The organism is Desulfosarcina sp., assembly GCF_041551955.1.
GTDB lineage: Bacteria > Desulfobacterota > Desulfobacteria > Desulfobacterales > Desulfosarcinaceae > Desulfosarcina.
The window spans coordinates 1-16,341 of record NZ_JBFELV010000071.1 but is presented as its reverse complement, the minus strand read 5'-3'; the positions used below and the strand labels follow the sequence as shown (position 1 = coordinate 16,341).

Annotated in this window: 12 protein-coding genes; 11 read left to right on the top strand and 1 reads right to left on the bottom strand. The window is 57.7% G+C overall.

Annotation, left to right across the window (positions count from 1 at the left end; genetic code table 11):
* The 6 genes from ABYV26_RS07875 to ABYV26_RS07850 form a co-directional block, all read left to right on the top strand.
* Window positions 1–1,003 (top strand): ABC transporter substrate-binding protein (locus tag ABYV26_RS07875; RefSeq protein ID WP_372679809.1); only part of this gene is annotated, 1,003 nt, incomplete at its 5' end.
* 192 nt (window positions 1,004–1,195) lie between these two features.
* Window positions 1,196–2,581, top strand: coding sequence for a cobyrinate a,c-diamide synthase (locus ABYV26_RS07870; protein ID WP_372679811.1), 1,386 nt, complete (start codon window positions 1,196–1,198; stop codon window positions 2,579–2,581).
* 11 nt (window positions 2,582–2,592) lie between these two features.
* Window positions 2,593–3,210, top strand: a complete 618-nt coding sequence (locus ABYV26_RS07865; RefSeq protein ID WP_372679808.1) for a precorrin-8X methylmutase — start codon at window positions 2,593–2,595, stop codon at window positions 3,208–3,210.
* Entirely contained in the window at window positions 3,207–3,941 is a 735-nt protein-coding gene (gene cobI, locus ABYV26_RS07860; RefSeq protein WP_372679806.1) for a precorrin-2 C(20)-methyltransferase, read from the top strand. Before ABYV26_RS07865 ends, cobI begins: the two co-directional genes overlap by 4 nt.
* Window positions 3,928–4,986, top strand: a complete 1,059-nt coding sequence (locus ABYV26_RS07855; protein WP_372679804.1) for a nucleoside recognition protein — start codon at window positions 3,928–3,930, stop codon at window positions 4,984–4,986. The genes cobI and ABYV26_RS07855 overlap by 14 nt, the downstream gene beginning before the upstream one ends.
* A 206-nt stretch (window positions 4,987–5,192) precedes the next feature.
* Window positions 5,193–6,227, top strand: a complete 1,035-nt coding sequence (locus tag ABYV26_RS07850) for a glycoside hydrolase family 3 N-terminal domain-containing protein (RefSeq protein ID WP_372679802.1) — start codon at window positions 5,193–5,195, stop codon at window positions 6,225–6,227.
* Window positions 6,228–6,291: 64 nt separating this feature from the next.
* Here the strand turns inward: ABYV26_RS07850 and ABYV26_RS07845 are convergent, their stop codons facing one another.
* On the bottom strand, window positions 6,292–7,575 hold the full coding sequence (locus ABYV26_RS07845) for an MFS transporter (RefSeq protein ID WP_372679801.1): 1,284 nt from the start codon (window positions 7,573–7,575) through the stop codon (window positions 6,292–6,294).
* Between the two features lie 523 nt (window positions 7,576–8,098).
* On the opposite strand from ABYV26_RS07845, the gene ABYV26_RS07840 reads away from it, so the two are divergent.
* The 5 genes from ABYV26_RS07840 to ABYV26_RS07820 form a co-directional block, all read left to right on the top strand.
* Entirely contained in the window at window positions 8,099–9,892 is a 1,794-nt protein-coding gene (locus ABYV26_RS07840) for a long-chain fatty acid--CoA ligase (protein ID WP_372679799.1), read from the top strand.
* Window positions 9,893–10,524: 632 nt separating this feature from the next.
* Entirely contained in the window at window positions 10,525–10,737 is a 213-nt protein-coding gene (locus tag ABYV26_RS07835) for a LapA family protein (RefSeq protein ID WP_372679797.1), read from the top strand.
* A gap of 510 nt (window positions 10,738–11,247) precedes the next feature.
* Window positions 11,248–11,811, top strand: coding sequence for a DUF2179 domain-containing protein (locus tag ABYV26_RS07830; RefSeq protein WP_372679796.1), 564 nt, complete (start codon window positions 11,248–11,250; stop codon window positions 11,809–11,811).
* Window positions 11,812–11,957: 146 nt separating this feature from the next.
* Window positions 11,958–13,124, top strand: coding sequence for an efflux RND transporter periplasmic adaptor subunit (locus ABYV26_RS07825; protein ID WP_372679795.1), 1,167 nt, complete (start codon window positions 11,958–11,960; stop codon window positions 13,122–13,124).
* A partial coding sequence (locus ABYV26_RS07820; RefSeq protein ID WP_372679793.1) for an efflux RND transporter permease subunit occupies window positions 13,121–16,341 on the top strand: 3,221 nt, incomplete at its 3' end. The genes ABYV26_RS07825 and ABYV26_RS07820, both read left to right, overlap by 4 nt.

The window sequence follows — 16,341 nt, the reverse complement described above, 5'->3', positions numbered from 1 at the left end:
TTTGGAAATTGTTTTTTGGAATTTGTTGGTTGAGGTTTATATAGCTGAGAAATTGAAAAAATTCGTCTTCCTAATATTGACAGTGGGACTGCTTATAGGAGGTACGACGGGTCATGCCACCGCTTCCCAGGTAGACCCATCCGTATTGGCCCATGCCCCCTATGGACGCATCATCTCCCTTTACGGCGCCCATACGGAGAATTTGCTGGCCATGGGTGCGGCCGGCCAGCTCATCGGCATCGACGGCCAGTCGACCCATCTGGTCGGAGCTGAAGGAAAGCCGATCTTTTCCTATCACGACGACCCGGAGCGGTTTCTGGCCTCCCGTCCGGACCTGGTGCTGATCCGGCCCATGATCGACCGAGGGTATCCACGGCTGGTACAGCGCCTGAAGCAAAGCGGCATCCAGGTGGTGTCGGTGCAACCCACCACCGTGGATCACCTGGCGGATTACTGGCGACTGCTGGGCCAGCTTACAGGAAGAGAGGCGCAAGCCGATGGCATGCATCGCGCCTTTCAGGTGGCGGTGGGTGACTTCAAGCGGCTGTCCGCCCAGGTGGGCGAGCGCCAGCGGGTCTACTTCGAGGCCATCCACCGCAAAATGAAAACCTTCACCCCGCAGGCCATGGCCATTTTTGCCCTGGAAACCGCGGGTGGCGTCAATGTGGCCAGCGATGCCCCGGTGCGCGAAAGCAACAATATCGCCGTATACGGAAAGGAGCGGCTGCTTTCCCATGCCGCCAAGATCGATGTGTTTCTCTCCCAACAGGGTGCCATGAACCAGACTTCCGTGGCGGCGATCATGGCTGAACCCGGATTCGGGGCCATCAAAGCCGTCAAGGCGGGGCAGGTGTTCCTGGTGGACGAGACCATCGTCTCGCGTCCGACCCTGGGGCTGCTCAACGGGATATACCGGATCGGCTGTCTGCTCTATCCGGATGTATACTGCGCGGCGGGCCGGGACATCCTGGCGGCCGCCGGTATGGATGGTTCACACCATTAAATCACAATAACCAAAAGACAAATGACAAACAAATCACAAGGACAAAAAATCAAAATCCCAAACCATCTGATTGGAAAGGCAGGACATTCCAATCATCAATATTGGAATTTATTTGAAATTTGGTGTTTGTCATTTGTTATTTGCGGCCACCGCCTTTTCAACAGCACCGGATTTCCGGTCTAGGAGGTTGTTATCAAAGGCATCGTCATCGCCGGCACCTATAGCGGGGCTGGTAAAACCACCGTCACATTGGGTCTGATGGCTGCGCTCACCGCACGGGGGTATTCCGTTGCGCCTTTCAAGGTGGGGCCGGATTTCATCGATCCCGGCCACCATAAGCAGGTCACCGGACGGGCCAGCCGCAACCTGGACGGCTGGATGCTTTCGCAGGCCTACAACCAAAAGGCTTTTGCCAGGCATGCCGCCGAGGCCGACTTTGCCGTGGTGGAGGGGGTCATGGGCCTGTATGACGGCTATGATGGACGCAGCGAGGCCGGCTCCACCGCCCAGATGGCCAAGTGGCTGGGCCTGCCGGTGATACTGGTGGTGGGGGCACGTGCCATGGCCCGCAGCGCCGCTGCTCTGGTCCAGGGTTTCGAAGGCTTTGATGATGAGCTCTCCTTTGCCGGTGTGTGTTTCAATCATCTGGGCAGCGACCGCCACCTGAGCTACCTGAAAGATGCCATGGACGGCCATGTGCACATGCCGGTGCTGGGCGGCCTGATGCGGGACGAGGCCATTGTCATTCCCGAGCGGCATCTGGGGCTGGTGACCCGGGAAGATCACGACCTGTCTGAAGAGAACCGCGGACGTCTGGCGGCCCTGGTTGAAAAACAGCTGGACCTCGAGGCATTGCTCCAGGGACTGCCGGACCTTGATCTTCAGGGTAATCTTTCAACTCCTCGAATCGCGAGGCGGAGAAATACCGTGCGCATCGGCGTGGCCCGGGATGCCGCTTTTTGCTTTTACTATGCGGACAATCTGGAGATGTTGGAGGCAGCCGGCGCCCAGTTGGTCTTTTTCTCACCTCTGACGGACAAGCGGCTGCCGGAAGGCGTGGATGGCCTCTATTTCGGCGGAGGTTATCCGGAGTTGCATGCGGGCGCGCTGGCCGGCAACCGCTCGCTGCGACAGGAGATTCGGCAATTGAGCAAAATGAACATGCCTATTTACGGCGAGTGCGGCGGATTCATGTACCTGTGCCGGGAGATGGGCGACACCGACGGTAACACCTTTTCCATGACCGGCTGCCTGCCCTTGGCCACGCGCATGCTGGGACGGCTCAAGGCATTGGGATATCGTGAGGTCACTCAGTCGATGGCAACGGTGCTGGGACCGGCCGGACAGGTCATGCGAGGGCATGAATTCCATTATTCCACCACCGTCGGAGAGGCTGTCGATCTGCCCGGCGTCTACCGTATGACCGATCGCGCCGGCATGGACAAGGCGGCCGACGGTTTTGTGGTCAACCAGACCCTGGGCAGTTACATCCACCTGCATTTCGGAAGCTGCCCGCAGGCGGCCATGCATTTCGTAAACGCCTGCGGGCGATGGGCTGCCGAAAAAAAGCAACCTTAGAGGAACCATTCATGAAACCCCATGAGATCGAGCAGTTGAGTTTCCAGATGATCGACAGCGAAGCCGGCGACCACGGCTTTTCGACGGATCAGTGGCCGGTGGTGCGCCGGGTGATTCATACCAGTGCCGATTTTGAGTGGCAGCAGATGATCCGTTTTCATCCGCAGGCCATTGCGGCTGGCGTGGCGGCCATCCGAAGCGGATGTGTCATTGTTACAGACACCAACATGGCGCGTGTGGGTATCCGCAAACGGGATCTGGCCCGGTTCAACGGTATGGTGAAATGTTACATGACCGATGAACGGGTGGCCGAGACCGCCGCGCGCGAGGGCATCACACGGGCCAAGGCGGCCGTGGATGTGGCCGCACCGACGCTGTCCGGGGGCATCTACGTGGTGGGCAATGCCCCCACTGCCCTGCTGCGGCTGATCGAACTCATGGACCAGGGCACCGTGTGCCCGGCCCTGGTGGTGGGTTTGCCGGTGGGGTTCGTCAACGCCGCCGAATCCAAGGCCCTTTTGCTGGAGCGCGATGTCCCCCATGTCTCCAACGTGGGCCGCAAAGGCGGCTCGAATGTGGCGGCGGCCGTGGTCAACGCATTGATCATCAAGGCTGGAGAAAAAAAATGAACACTTTGCATTACGGAACACTTTACGGCATCGGCGTGGGGCCTGGTGACCCGGATTTGATCCCCTTGAAATCGGTCAAGATCATCAAACGGGTCGACGTGGTCTTCGCCGCATCCTCCACCAAAAACAACCACAGCCAGGCGGTCAAGATAGCCGCTCCGCACATCCCCGAAAACAGCGACGTGCGTTTGCTGCCCTTTCCCATGACCAAGGACCAGGCCGAAAAAGAAGCCTGCTGGCAGGCTCACGCACGCACCATCATCACCGAGCTTGAAAAAGGCCATGATGTGGCTTTTCTCACCCTGGGGGACTCGTTGACCTACGCCACCTATGGATATGTGCTCAAGTACGTGCTGGCCCTGGCGCCCGGCGCGCCGGTGATCACCGTTCCCGGCATCACCGCCTATCAGGCCGCCGCCGCCCGGGTAAACCGCCCCCTTGTGGAGGGAGAGGAGTCGCTGCTGGTCTTGTCCGGTGTGGAGGGGGGGCACCGCCTGCGCCAGTTATCGGAAATTGTGGACAACGTGGTTTTCATGAAGGCCTATCGCAACGCCGGGGACATCACCGATGCCCTGGAAGAAAAGCACATGCTCGAAAACAGTGTGGCGGTGGCCAACTGCTGCCTGGCCAACGAAGAGGTGATTGAAGACATTCAAACATTAAAGCAGCGCAAACCGGGATACTGGACCCTAATCCTGGCCAAGAAGAACCACAACCATGAGGCACACTGAGTCCCGGTTGCCCTATAAAGCCCTGACGGTTTCGCTGGCCTTTTCCATGCTGGTCGTCGGCTGGGGCTGGCTGAAGATGGAGACGCATACCGTCGAGCGCCTGACCGTGCACCTGTTCTGGCCGCTGGCGCGCCTGCTGGTTTTCATCACCTTGGGGCTGGTGGTGGGGCAGACCATCGAGGCCGCCGGTTGGACCCGGCGGCTGGCCGTGGTGGCGGCCCCCCTGTTCCGTTTCAGCCACCTGGGGGAACGTTGTTCGGCAGCTTTCACGACGTCCTTCGTTTCCGGTGTGGCTGCCAACGCCATGCTGTGGGAATTCTTCAAGGAAGAGAAGATTTCCCGCCGGCAATTGTTCCTGAGCAACCTCATGAACCAGTTTCCGGCCTATTTCCTCCACCTGCCGACCACCTTTTTTATCGTGATCCCGCTTACCGGCCGAGCCGGGGCGTTGTACTTTTTCCTCACCTTTGTGGCTCTGGTGGCCCGAACCGGGATGGTGATGCTCTATGGCCGCTGGTCCTGCCAGCCCGACAGGGTCTTGCAAGATAATGCATGCCGGATGCAGAAACCCTTGGAAAAAGGCCGGACAAAAAGAGATGTGATTCAGACGATTAAACAACGCCTGCCGGGGCGGATCATCCGTATCGCCGTCTATGTGGTGCCGATCTATACCCTGGTTTTCATGGTCAACGCCATGGGCGGGTTCGATGCGGCGCGTAATTGGCTGGCCCGGTTCGTGGTCACCAGCGTACTGCCGATGGAATCCCTGTCGGTCGTCATTTTGAGCTTTGCCGCTGAATTCACCTCCGGTTTCGCCGCTGCCGGCGCTCTGATGGAAGCCGGTGTCTTGACCGTCAAGCAGACCGTGATCGCCCTGCTGGCGGGAAACATCGTGGCCTTTCCCATTCGGGCGCTGCGCCATCAGCTGCCCCGGTACATGGGTATCTTCTCGCCGGCAATGGGCCTCCAGCTGCTGCTTCTCGGTCAGGGGTTGAGGGTGATCAGCCTGATGGCCGTCGGTGTGGTTTATTACTGGCTTTTTTAAAGGGTTCAAGGATTCAAGGATTCAAGGAGTCGAGGGATGGAATGCCCACCTGACGTCCGACCGGTCGGCAAAAAGGGTTGCCGGTTACCCTAAAAACCAATCCTCTTCGAACTTACACTTGAACCCTGGAATCCTTGACCCCTCGACTCCTATGTGGCTCAATAGAGAAACCCGCGGTCTAAAAATACTACCTGAAAGAGAGAGCCATGCTTCCATTCGCAAATGAATTTATAGCCGGCCAGCGCCTGATGGTGGGCTTCGACGGAACCGACTACAACGATGACCTTGAATTTCTCATCGGCACCTTGCAGGTGGGGGGGCTGATCCTCTTCTCACGTAATCTTGGGTCTCCGGAACAGATCCGGCAGCTGTGCCGCGACTGCCAGGCATGCGCCGGAAGGACCGGCTTACCGCCGCTCTTCATCGCCATCGATCAGGAGGGCGGGCAGGTGGCCCGGCTTAAAGCGCCCTTCTCCCAGTTCGCGGGAAATCCGGCAATGAGGCAACCTCAAGACGCAGCCCATTTTGCCAGGGTGACGGCTGAGGAACTGAAGCCTTTGGGTATCAACATGAACATGGCACCGGTGCTGGATGTTGCACCGGCCGGAGTGGACAGCATCATGGCCGGCCGCGCCTTCGGCAGTGATCCGGGATGGGTCGCCAGCATGGGCATGACGGTGATCGATCATCTTCAACAGCGCGGAATCATGGCCGTGGCCAAGCATTTCCCCGGCATCGGCCGAACCGTCCTGGACAGTCATCTGGCCCTGCCCGACCTGGATGTCGATGAAAAGGCATTGACCGACGTCGACCTGATCCCTTTCAAGACCGCCATCCGGGGCAAGGTGGCCGGCGTCATGCTCTCGCATATCCGCTACACCGGCATCGACCCGGTCTGGCCGGCCAGCCTGAGCCCGGCCATCACGGCGGACCTGCTACGGCGCAAGATGGCCTACGACGGTGTCGTGATGACCGATGACCTGGACATGGGGGCCATCAAGCCCAGCCACGATATCGACACCGCCGTCCGCCAGATCCTGATGGCCGATGTAGACATCGCCCTGATCTGTCACAAAGGCCCCGATATCGAAGCGGCCTGTGAGATAATTCGCCAATCGCTCGTTGACGACCCCCATCTCAGTCGAATGGGACAGTACTCCGTGGAGCGGATACTGCGGCTGAAACGCGCATATCTCAAAGGGGATTGGGAGAATCTGTACAGGCGGTCGTTTGAATCGTGACCGGGCGACCACCCCGACTGGACAATCGTGGCGGGATCCCTGGAAGCGAAAGCGATCGCTGCGGTCAATGAGGGTTGTCGGTTGGGTTGTTCATCGGTTTTCTCAAGGCGCGTCTATCATCGATGGTCAGACTGTAGAGCAATCCGGTTACCACCAGACAGACGCCGAATAGAACAAATGCCACACGATAGACCCCGGGTTCAAGTGATCCTCCCGGATAGAAGGTTTTTATCGCCCAACCGAGACCGTGTAAAAAAAAGGCGCCTCCCGTCATGGTAAAAAAGTTGATGCCGGTCATAGCGGCCCCTGCCTTTTCATGGGGCAAGCGCTCTTTGATGTGTGCGTACATGATCTGACCGGAACCGCTTGAGAATCCAAAACCGAAAAATAATGCCAACAGCGTCAGCAGTGCGGTACTGCCGGGCAACACGGCAAGTGTGACCAGAATGCACGCCATCAGGGCCAATCCGGCAATTATGACGGTTTTCCTCGAGTTGAGCATCGTATCGGATATCCATCCACAAACGGGGCTGCCGATGATCAGGCCGATGCTCATCGCCAGGAGCAGGTTGCCGGTCATCATTTGGGAGAGTCCCATGGTGACCATCAGAAATGGGCCCGCCCAAAGGGCCTGCACCGACGCATATATGCCGTAACGAAAAAAAGTCCCCATCGAAATCAACCAATAGTCTCGGCGGGTAAAGAGCGGCAGCAGGCCGCCCAGCGTAACGGATAAGCTGACCGTTGCAGCTGCGGAGGGACGACTCACCGGTGAATCGTCGGGATGATCTCTGGCGATTAGATAAAACACGATGGCGATGATCAGGTTGCTTATGGCGAAGAGAAGAAAGGTCGTTCGCCATCCGAACCATTCAGTAAGCCATACCAGCGGTGTTGCCGCCGCTATATTTCCTGCGGTCCCGACGGAAACAAATGTGGCGGAGAGGGTCGCAAAATATAGTGGCGAAAACCAGGTGGTGATCAGTTTCAAGGGCCCCATCAAATTGCAGGCCATGCCCACACCGAGGAGGGAGCGGCCAACGATGAGCGCAACCGCCGATTCGCCGTAGGCAAAAAGGGTGGCGCCAGCGACGGCGACCAGAGAGAGGACCGTCATTAGGGCCCTCGGCCCCACGCGGTCCAAATATAGTCCCACCGGGATCTGCATGGCGGCAAACGCATAGAAAAATGCGGCCGAAATGAGCCCGAGGTCCTCTGTATCGAGGTCAAGTTCTTCAATCAGATTGGGTGAGATGACCGCGATTGAAGACCGGTAAAACTGAGAATAGGTAAACAGCAGACAGGATATCAGGAAAATAATCCAGCGGCGATGTTTCTTGGGGATCATCGGTCACGCAAAGGTATGTTCAGTGGCGATGGGTCTGCCAAGATTGGTTGTTGTCGCCTGATGCGGAAAAAGATCTACAGTGAATAGTACGCATCCATGTTTCGGTCAATAAACAATCGTTCCAGATAACCCAACATACTTTTACTCTACCTTTCACACACATTCAGTTATCACACTGGAGTTAAATAATAAATTTGAAATCCACTGTATCTTGTTGGTTGCCACACTTCAAATATTCGTGTTCAAAAAGCATGATTGTGCTGACAAAAACAGCTTTGATGAATCAGCGGACGATAAAGACCGCCATTTTCACAAAATAATGGATAAATAACTTTAATCATTGACAGAATTATTCGTCTGGGTTTATTCTTCATCTAAATCACCACCCTATCATTCCCAAAAAGAAAAAATTCATAGCTACCCACCATTAGGTGATTGAGGGTGTGCGTTGTTCCGGGGCGTTTTATGTGCAACGCATAAGGATCGCGGCAGGTCTCTGCCGTACAAAGGGGGAGGAAACTATATGGAATTCATCGATTATCCCAACATGCACGCCATGCTAAAACAAACGGTTGACCGATATGGCGGAACCAGTGCCTACAAGTGGTTTACGGCGCCTGGGCAAACCGATTCGGTATCCTGGAGCCAGTTTTACGGTCAGGTCCGACAGGTGGGTAAATCGCTCATGGCGCTGGGTTTGGAAAAAGGCAACAAAGTCAACATTCTCAGCTATTCGCGCTATCAGTGGGTGCTCTGCGATATGGGCATCGCCAGCATCGGATCGGTGACGGTGGGCATCTACCAGTCCAACCTACCCAAGGATGTCGGTTACATCGTCGATCATTCGGATGCGGTGTTGATTTTTGCCGAGGACAATGCACAGCTGGCCAAGTTGATGGAAATCCGGGCCGAGATTCCCGACATCCGCAAGGTGGTTCTGTTTGCCGGAGACCTACCGGCAGATGATTGGGTCATCAGCTTCGAAGACTTTCTGGCGTTGGGCAAAGATGTCGCAGATTCTGATTTCGATTCAAGGGCGATGGCCGTGATGCCGCAGGACCCGGCCGGCATCGTCTATACTTCCGGCACGACTGGGGTCCCCAAAGGAGCGGTGCTGACACACGACAACATCACCTTTACGGCCCAGTCGGTGAAAGGCAGTACCAATATCAGCGAAGGGGAGGAAGTATTTTTATTCCTGCCGCTGGCCCACGTGTTCGCTCGTACCTGTGTCTACGCCACCCTGCTCACCGGTTGTGCAACGACATTCACGCGAAGCATGGAAACCATTGTCGAAGATATTGGCACAGCCAGTCCGCACTGGTTTGCCAGCGTGCCCCGCATATACGAAAAAGTCTATTCCAAGGTTATCAGCGGTGCGGAAGCCAAGGGCGGCGCAGCACTGAAAATATTCCGGTGGGCTCGTCAAGTGGGAGAAGCGGTCAGTGACTGCAAGCTCAACAAACAGCCCATTCCCTTCGTGTTGGGACTCAAATATGCAGTGGCGACCAAGCTGGTCTTTAGCAAGGTGCAGGCAGCTTTAGGCGGCAGGGTCAAATGGTGCATCAGCGGTGCAGCACCGTTGAACCCCTCGATTGCCAGATTTTTCCACGCCGCCGGCATTCTGATTCTCGAGGGCATCGGTATGACGGAAAATACATCGTTTACCAATCTCAACCGCTTTGACAACTATCGTTTCGGCTGGGTTGGCCCTCCAGGTCCCGGCATCGAGCAGAAAATTGCCGACGACGGTGAAGTGATGTACCGGGGCAGAAACGTCATGAAGGAATATTACAAAATGCCGGAAGAGACGGCTGAAACGATAACACCCGACGGATGGCAGTACACCGGCGATCTGGGTGAGATCGACAGCGAGAACTTCCTGAAAATTACCGGTCGGAAAAAGGACCTCATTATCACTGCCGGCGGAAAAAACATTGCACCGTCCGCCATAGAAGGGATCATCGCCACCTCCAAATACATCAATCAGATATGCGTCGTTGGCGACAAGCGGAAGTTCCTCAGCGCGCTTGTCACCATCGATCCTGACAATGTGCCGAAATGGGCTCAGACCCAGGGCATCACATTCAACTCACTGGAAGCGTTGATGGCCAACGACAAGGTGCGGGCGATGATCGAAAAAGAAGTGGCCGAGAAGAACAAGGAGTTAGCCAGTTTCGAAACGATCAAAAAGATCACCATCGTACCTGAGTTCACCATCGAAAACGGCCTGCTGACACCAACGATGAAACTCAAAAAGAATGTGGCATTCGCTCAATACGAGGACGTGATCAACGCCATGTACCCGGATGATTAGGTTGAAGTCCAAGAACGAAAAGCAAACCCGTGCGGCCAGTGACGGCGCCGGCACCATTATTCAATTTAATCCTTCGCCAACTCAGGTTCTGCGAAATTAGCGATAGCGTTGGACTGAACCCGAAAACTGAATAGAACCTGATCTCAAAAATAGCCTGAGTTCGCATGGCTGCGTGATGAGACGGATCAACACGATCACCACCTACCTGTATGCTTCGAAATTTTTGCCGTTGCATGCCTTGCCTTGAACCCTGATGAATTTTCTTGTTCTTTTCCTGCACCTGCTATAGAAAGCCGTCCGCTTGAACCGCGATAGCGGGCGCATGCCTCGCCGCTTGTCGAAGTGAAGTGGAGATCCCGCTCATCGGGACGGCGGGGAGGGCTCAAATTCAGGCATCGGTGGCACCGCCTATTGAAGGCGTGGCGGGCGCGGCTTTAAATCCTCATCAACGTGCGCTCACATCCAACTGTCCGACGGGGACGCCTTCCGATGGCAGACGGTCATCCGGTTCGGGAGTAGCTACCGAAAGCCGTCGACCGTTAACGGCAGTATCCCTTAATGTCGCTTTGATGCCGCTGGCGATCTCAACTTGGGCAGTACCTGACTGAAGTAGACGTCTTGAAGGAGGATGGATGAAGGTCAAAAGCATGATTGCACTTGGGTTGGTGATCCTGGTCGTCATTTTTGTGGTTCAGAACCACGAGACGGTCAAGGTCTGGTTTCTTTTCTGGCAGATCACCGGTTCGCGCGCCGCGATCCTGATCCTGACCTTTGCCGTCGGTTGTGTGACCGGCTGGCTGGTGGGCATTCAGCAGAAGAAAACCCGCCGGCAGAACCATCGCTGACTCGGCTTTCAGACCATTCCATTTCCTCTCTATTGGGTGCCGGATGTGGCGTCGTCGGCTCGTGGATGAATAACCCACTTGTTGATTCCTTGCCGCCTTGGCCAGATGTTTTTCAGTCGGTTTTGCAAAACCTCCATCTTCCCAAGCGTTGCGGCGTAGATGGCTGGTCGGCCGTTTTTCCGGTTGTGCTTGCCATCGTCTGGATTGCATGGTTTAAAAAAGTGGGTTGAAAAACCATTGCGCTTGGTTTTACAAATGCCACGATTGGGACCGTCAGGCTCATTGAATGTCCTCAAGTGATGTTTTCTCAATGAAGCTTGCCTGGGCATGACCGTGCCCATGAGATTTTTTACCGCCGATGCGTTATTGGTGTCCTGGGTATGGTGTCTGTGTTGAGGCGAACCGGGGAAACGTGGGGTTACCGGTTCAGACGAAAAAATCAACCGTCGCCTTCTGTACATTTTATTGCCCATCGCAAGCATAGGGGTTGAGGGGAAAAAACAATCTATCATGTTTGATGCACATATTCTCCTGACGGGAGTCATCATCTTTGTGGCCAGAATCTGCGATGTCTCCATCGGCACCATCCGCACTATCGTCACGGTTCAGGGGCGGACCACCATCGCTTTTTGCCTGGCGATTTTCGAAATTTCCATCTGGCTGACCGTCGTCAGCACGGTGATCAACCAGATCAATGACCAGCCGCTGCTGGTCGTCTTTTATGCCGTCGGCTACGCCACCGGCAACGTGGTGGGGATCATGGTCGAGCGCAAGCTGGCCTTCGGGACGATGATCCTGAGAATCATCACCCGCACCGCAGGGCCTGAAATCGCGGCTCACTTGCGAGAAAGAGGCCAGCCGGTAACCATTTTCCATGGTGAAGGCATGCGGGGGCCGGTCAACGAGCTTTACATTGCCTGCCGGCGAAGGGAATTGAAATGGATTTTGCCCGAGGTGCAGCGTCTGGATCCGAGATTGTTCTACGTCATCGAACAGGCCCGAGACATGAGCAAAGTGCTCAAACCGGTATCCACTGCACTTGGCGGCTGGCGGGCCACCGACAAGCGTAAATAGTCCTGTCATATGCGGAAAATGATAAATTCGGCGTATGAAACGAAACCTTCCGGAGGTTTCTGGTTCTATTTCACTGTCTGTTTCATTCGCTTAGGGAATGTCGGATTGTTGACGGCACGCAATATTACAGCAAAAGGAAAAGAACCATGCGAACCTTCACTCTGATGGCAGCCACCCTTTTGACTGCCGGTTTAGCGCTGTTCAGCTGTTCTGAAAAGATTGAACCGGGCAACACGGCTGAGAAAAAAAGCCCGGCCATCGCGGTTCCCGTCGCCGAGGTGGCCCAGGCGGTGCAGCCGGTGACCTACGATGCCGTCGGAACGGTAAGGGCCCGGGTATCGGCCACGGTGTCGAGCAAGCTGATGGGCACCATCCAGGCCTTCGCGGTCAAGGAGGGGGACCGGGTGAAATCGGGTGACCTTCTGGTTCAGCTGGATGAGCGCCAGGTATCCGCCCAACTGAGCCAGGCCCAGGGGGCTCTGGCAGAAGCGCGAAAAGCCGAAACCGGGGCCGTATCCGCCCAGTCGGCGGCCGAAGCAGGCGCCCAGCGGGCGCTTTTGTCTTATCGCCGCAACCGGACCATGCTGGAGGGCGGGGCCATTACCCAAGAGACCTTTGAAAGCGTGGAGGCCCAGCACAAGCAGGCACAGGCGTCCCTGGCCCAGGCTCGTGCCATGGTGGAGGCTGCGCAGTTCCGCATCAACCAGGCCCAGGCGTTGGTCGATGCGGCAACGGTGGCCCGCAAGGATGCCCGGGTCCTGGCTCCGTTCGACGGCAAGGTGACGGCCAAACTGGCCGATGCCGGCGCGCTGGCCGCGCCGGGGACCCCGCTGCTGACCTTGGAACGGGAGGGTGGTTACCGGGTGGACCTGGTGGTTCCCGAAGCGTACATTCAGTCCGTCCGCACGGGCCAGGCGGTGGATGTTCGTATCCCATCTGTCGGGGATCTGCCCATTGCCGGCACCATCGATGTGATCGTGCCCTCGGCCGACCAGGGTAGCCGAACGTTCGTGGTGCAGGTGGGCGTCTCGGATACCGACTCCCTGCGATCGGGCATGTTCGCCCGCGTGCCACTTACCATTGGCGAACAGCAGACCCTGCGTATTCCCGGATCGGCGGTAGTCCGGCGGGGGCAGCTGACCGGGGTGTTCATCGTGGATGAAAAGAACACCGCCCGATTCCGCCTGATCCGAATCGGCCGTGCATACGGCGATCAGGTGGCGGTGATCTCGGGAATCAAGGACGGCACCCGGCTGGTGACCGCACCGCCCCCTGAACTGACCAACGGGTCTGCCGTGGAGCCTGAAAAATGAGCAAAGCATATGGTCCTGCCGGAAAAATCGCCGATTATTTCATTAATTCCAAATTGACCCCGCTGATTATTATCGCTTCGGTGCTCCTGGGGCTGGCCGCCGTTGTCGCCCTTCCCCGAGAGGAAGAACCCCAGATTATCGTGCCCATGATCGACATTTTCGTTCAGATGCCCGGTTCCGATGCGGCGGAGGTGGAGCAGCGGGTGACCCGTCCCATGGAGAAGCTGCTGTGGGAAATTCCCGGGGTGGAGTACATTTACTCCACCAGCATGCCGGGCATGGCCATGGCGGTGGTGCGCTTTTACGTGGGGCAGAACGAAGAGGAGTCGATTGTGCGGCTCCAGTCCAAGCTCATGGCCAACATGGACCGGATTCCTTGCTGCATCACCCCTCCGCTGATCAAACCGCGATACATCGACGACGTACCCATTCTGGCCCTGACATTCTGGAGTGAGGAGGTTGAGCCTTATCTACTGCGGCGGGTGGCCGCCGAGGTTGAGGATCAGATCAAACGTGAGCCCAACGTCTCCATCACCACCCTCATCGGCGGGGAAGGCCGACGTGTGGAGGTGCAGCTGGATCCGGTGCGCATGGCCGGATACGGCCTGGACCCGGTGGCCGTCGCCCAACTGGTCTTCGCCGCCAACCAGGCAGCCGATGCCGGTACCTATCCCTCTCCCGAAGGTCAGATCATCGTCCATTCCGGCGGTTTTCTAAAAACCCCCGAAGACGTCAGGAACGTGGTGGTGGCGGCCCATCAGGGACGCCCGGTTTCTTTGGGCGATGTGGCTACCATTTCTGACGGTCCGCCGCTTCCGGAGAACTATGTTTTTTTCGGTACCGGCCCGGCGGCCGGTGAAAAGAGCCTTTCCGCTGACGACACCAGCAGTGCCCCCTATCCGGCGGTCACCTTGACCCTGGCCAAGCGCAAAGGCACCAACGCCATCAGCGTGGCCAACAAGGTGCTGGCGCGCGTGGAGGCGCTCAAGGGGAAGGTCATTCCGGACAATATCCGTGTCACGGTCACCCGCAACTACGGGGAGACGGCCAAGGAGAAGAGCGACGAGCTGCTGCTGCACATGCTGATCGCCATCGTGTCGGTGACCATCTTGATCTGGTTCACCCTGGGCCATCGGGAGTCCGGCGTAGTGGCATTTGCCATCCCGGTCACCCTGGCGCTCACCATGGCGGTCTTCTACCTATACGGCTACACACTCAACCGCATTACCCTGTTCGCCCTGATTTTCTCCATCGGCATCCTGGTGGACGATGCCATCGTTGTGGTGGAGAACATCGTCCGCCACTTTCGACTGCCGGGCAACGAGACCCGGCCACGCGTCCAGGTGGCCATCGAGGCCGTGGACGAGGTGGGCAACCCGACCATTCTGGCCACCCTGACGGTCATCGCCGCCATCCTGCCCATGGCATTCGTGGGCGGCCTCATGGGGCCATACATGCGTCCCATACCGGTGGGCGCGTCGGCGGCCATGGTCTTTTCCCTCATCGTGGCCTTTATCGTCACTCCCTGGGCGGCCTATCGCCTGCTGGGCCGAAAGGGCCACGGTCACGGAGATGCGCACGATTCGGAGGACCGGGCCACCCGGCTCTACCGCAACGTGATGGACCACCTGCTGCACAACCCCGTGTGGCGATGGTCCTTCCTGGTGGGTGTCGCCGTCCTGCTGCTGGGGGCATGTGCCATGGTCGCCGTGGGGTTGGTGAAGGTGAAAATGCTGCCCTTCGACAACAAGAGTGAATTCCAGGTGATCCTGGACATGCCCGACAGCGCCACCCTCGAAGACACAGCGGCCGTGGCCTTCGAGATGGGGGACTACCTGGCCACCGTCAACGAGGTGGTGGACTACCAGATCCACACGGGCACCGCCGGACCCTTCAACTTCAACGGCCTGGTGCGCCACTACTACCTGCGTCGATCACCGAACCTGGCCGACATCCAGGTCAACCTGGCCGGCAAGGGGCAGCGCAAGCAGCAGAGCCACGATATCGCCAAACGGGTGCGGCCGCCGCTTCAGGCCATCGCCGACCGTTACGGGGCCCGGGTCAAGGTGGCCGAAGTGCCCCCCGGCCCGCCGGTGCTTTCCACTCTGGTGGCCGAGGTGTACGGCCCCGACTACGACCGCCAGCGGGAACTGGCCCTGAAAATCCGCGAGATCTTTGAACAGACCGACGGGGTGGTGGATGTGGACTGGTACATGGAGGAGGACCAGATCCGTTACCAGATCGTGGCGGACCAGGAAAAGGCAGCCCTGCACGGCATCAGTGTGGCCCACATCACCCAGACCCTGCAGACCGCCCTTTCCGGTTCAAAGGCCGGGTTGCTGCATCAGCCGCTGGAAAAGGAAGATGTGGCCATTGTGCTTCAGCCGCCCCTGGCCCTGCGGGCCGGGCTGGACCTGCTAAAAGCCATCAACGTCACCGCCGCCGACGGCCGCATGGTGACCTTGTCCGACCTCGTGACCGTCCGGCAGACCCCGATGGACCGCAGCATCTACCACAAGAACCTCATGCCCGTGGTCTATGTGATCGCCGATGTGGCCGGCGCCAAGGAGAGCCCGGTATATGCCATCCTGGAGCTGCGCAAGAAAATAGACGCCATCACCCTTCCCGAAGGGTACCACATCGCCCAGCACACGGCGGCCCTGCCCGAGAGCGACCAGCGCTTTGCCATGAAGTGGGATGGCGAGTGGCACATCACTTACGAGGTGTTCAGGGACCTGGGGCTGGCATTTGCCGTGGTGCTGGTGCTGATTTTCGTGCTGGTGGTGGGCTGGTTTCAGTCTTTTTCCACGCCGGTGGTAATCATGGTGGCCATTCCTTTTTCGCTTATCGGCATCCTGCCGGCCCACTGGGCCATGGGCGCTTTCTTCACGGCAACATCCATGATCGGCTTCATCGCCGGTGCGGGTATCGTGGTGAGAAACTCCATTATCCTGGTGGATTTTATCGAGCTGCGACTGGCTGAAGGGGCGCCGCTGGACCAGGCCGTCATCGATGCCGGGGCGGTGCGCTTCCGGCCCATGATGCTCACGGCGGCGGCCGTGGTGGTGGGCGCCTCGGTGATCCTCTTCGATCCGATCTTCCAGGGTCTGGCCATCTCTCTGATGGCCGGCGAGGTCGCCTCGCTGCTCTTTTCGCGCATGACGGTGCCGATCCTCTACTTTCTGGACAAGCGGTGGGAATTCGCCCACGGACACGG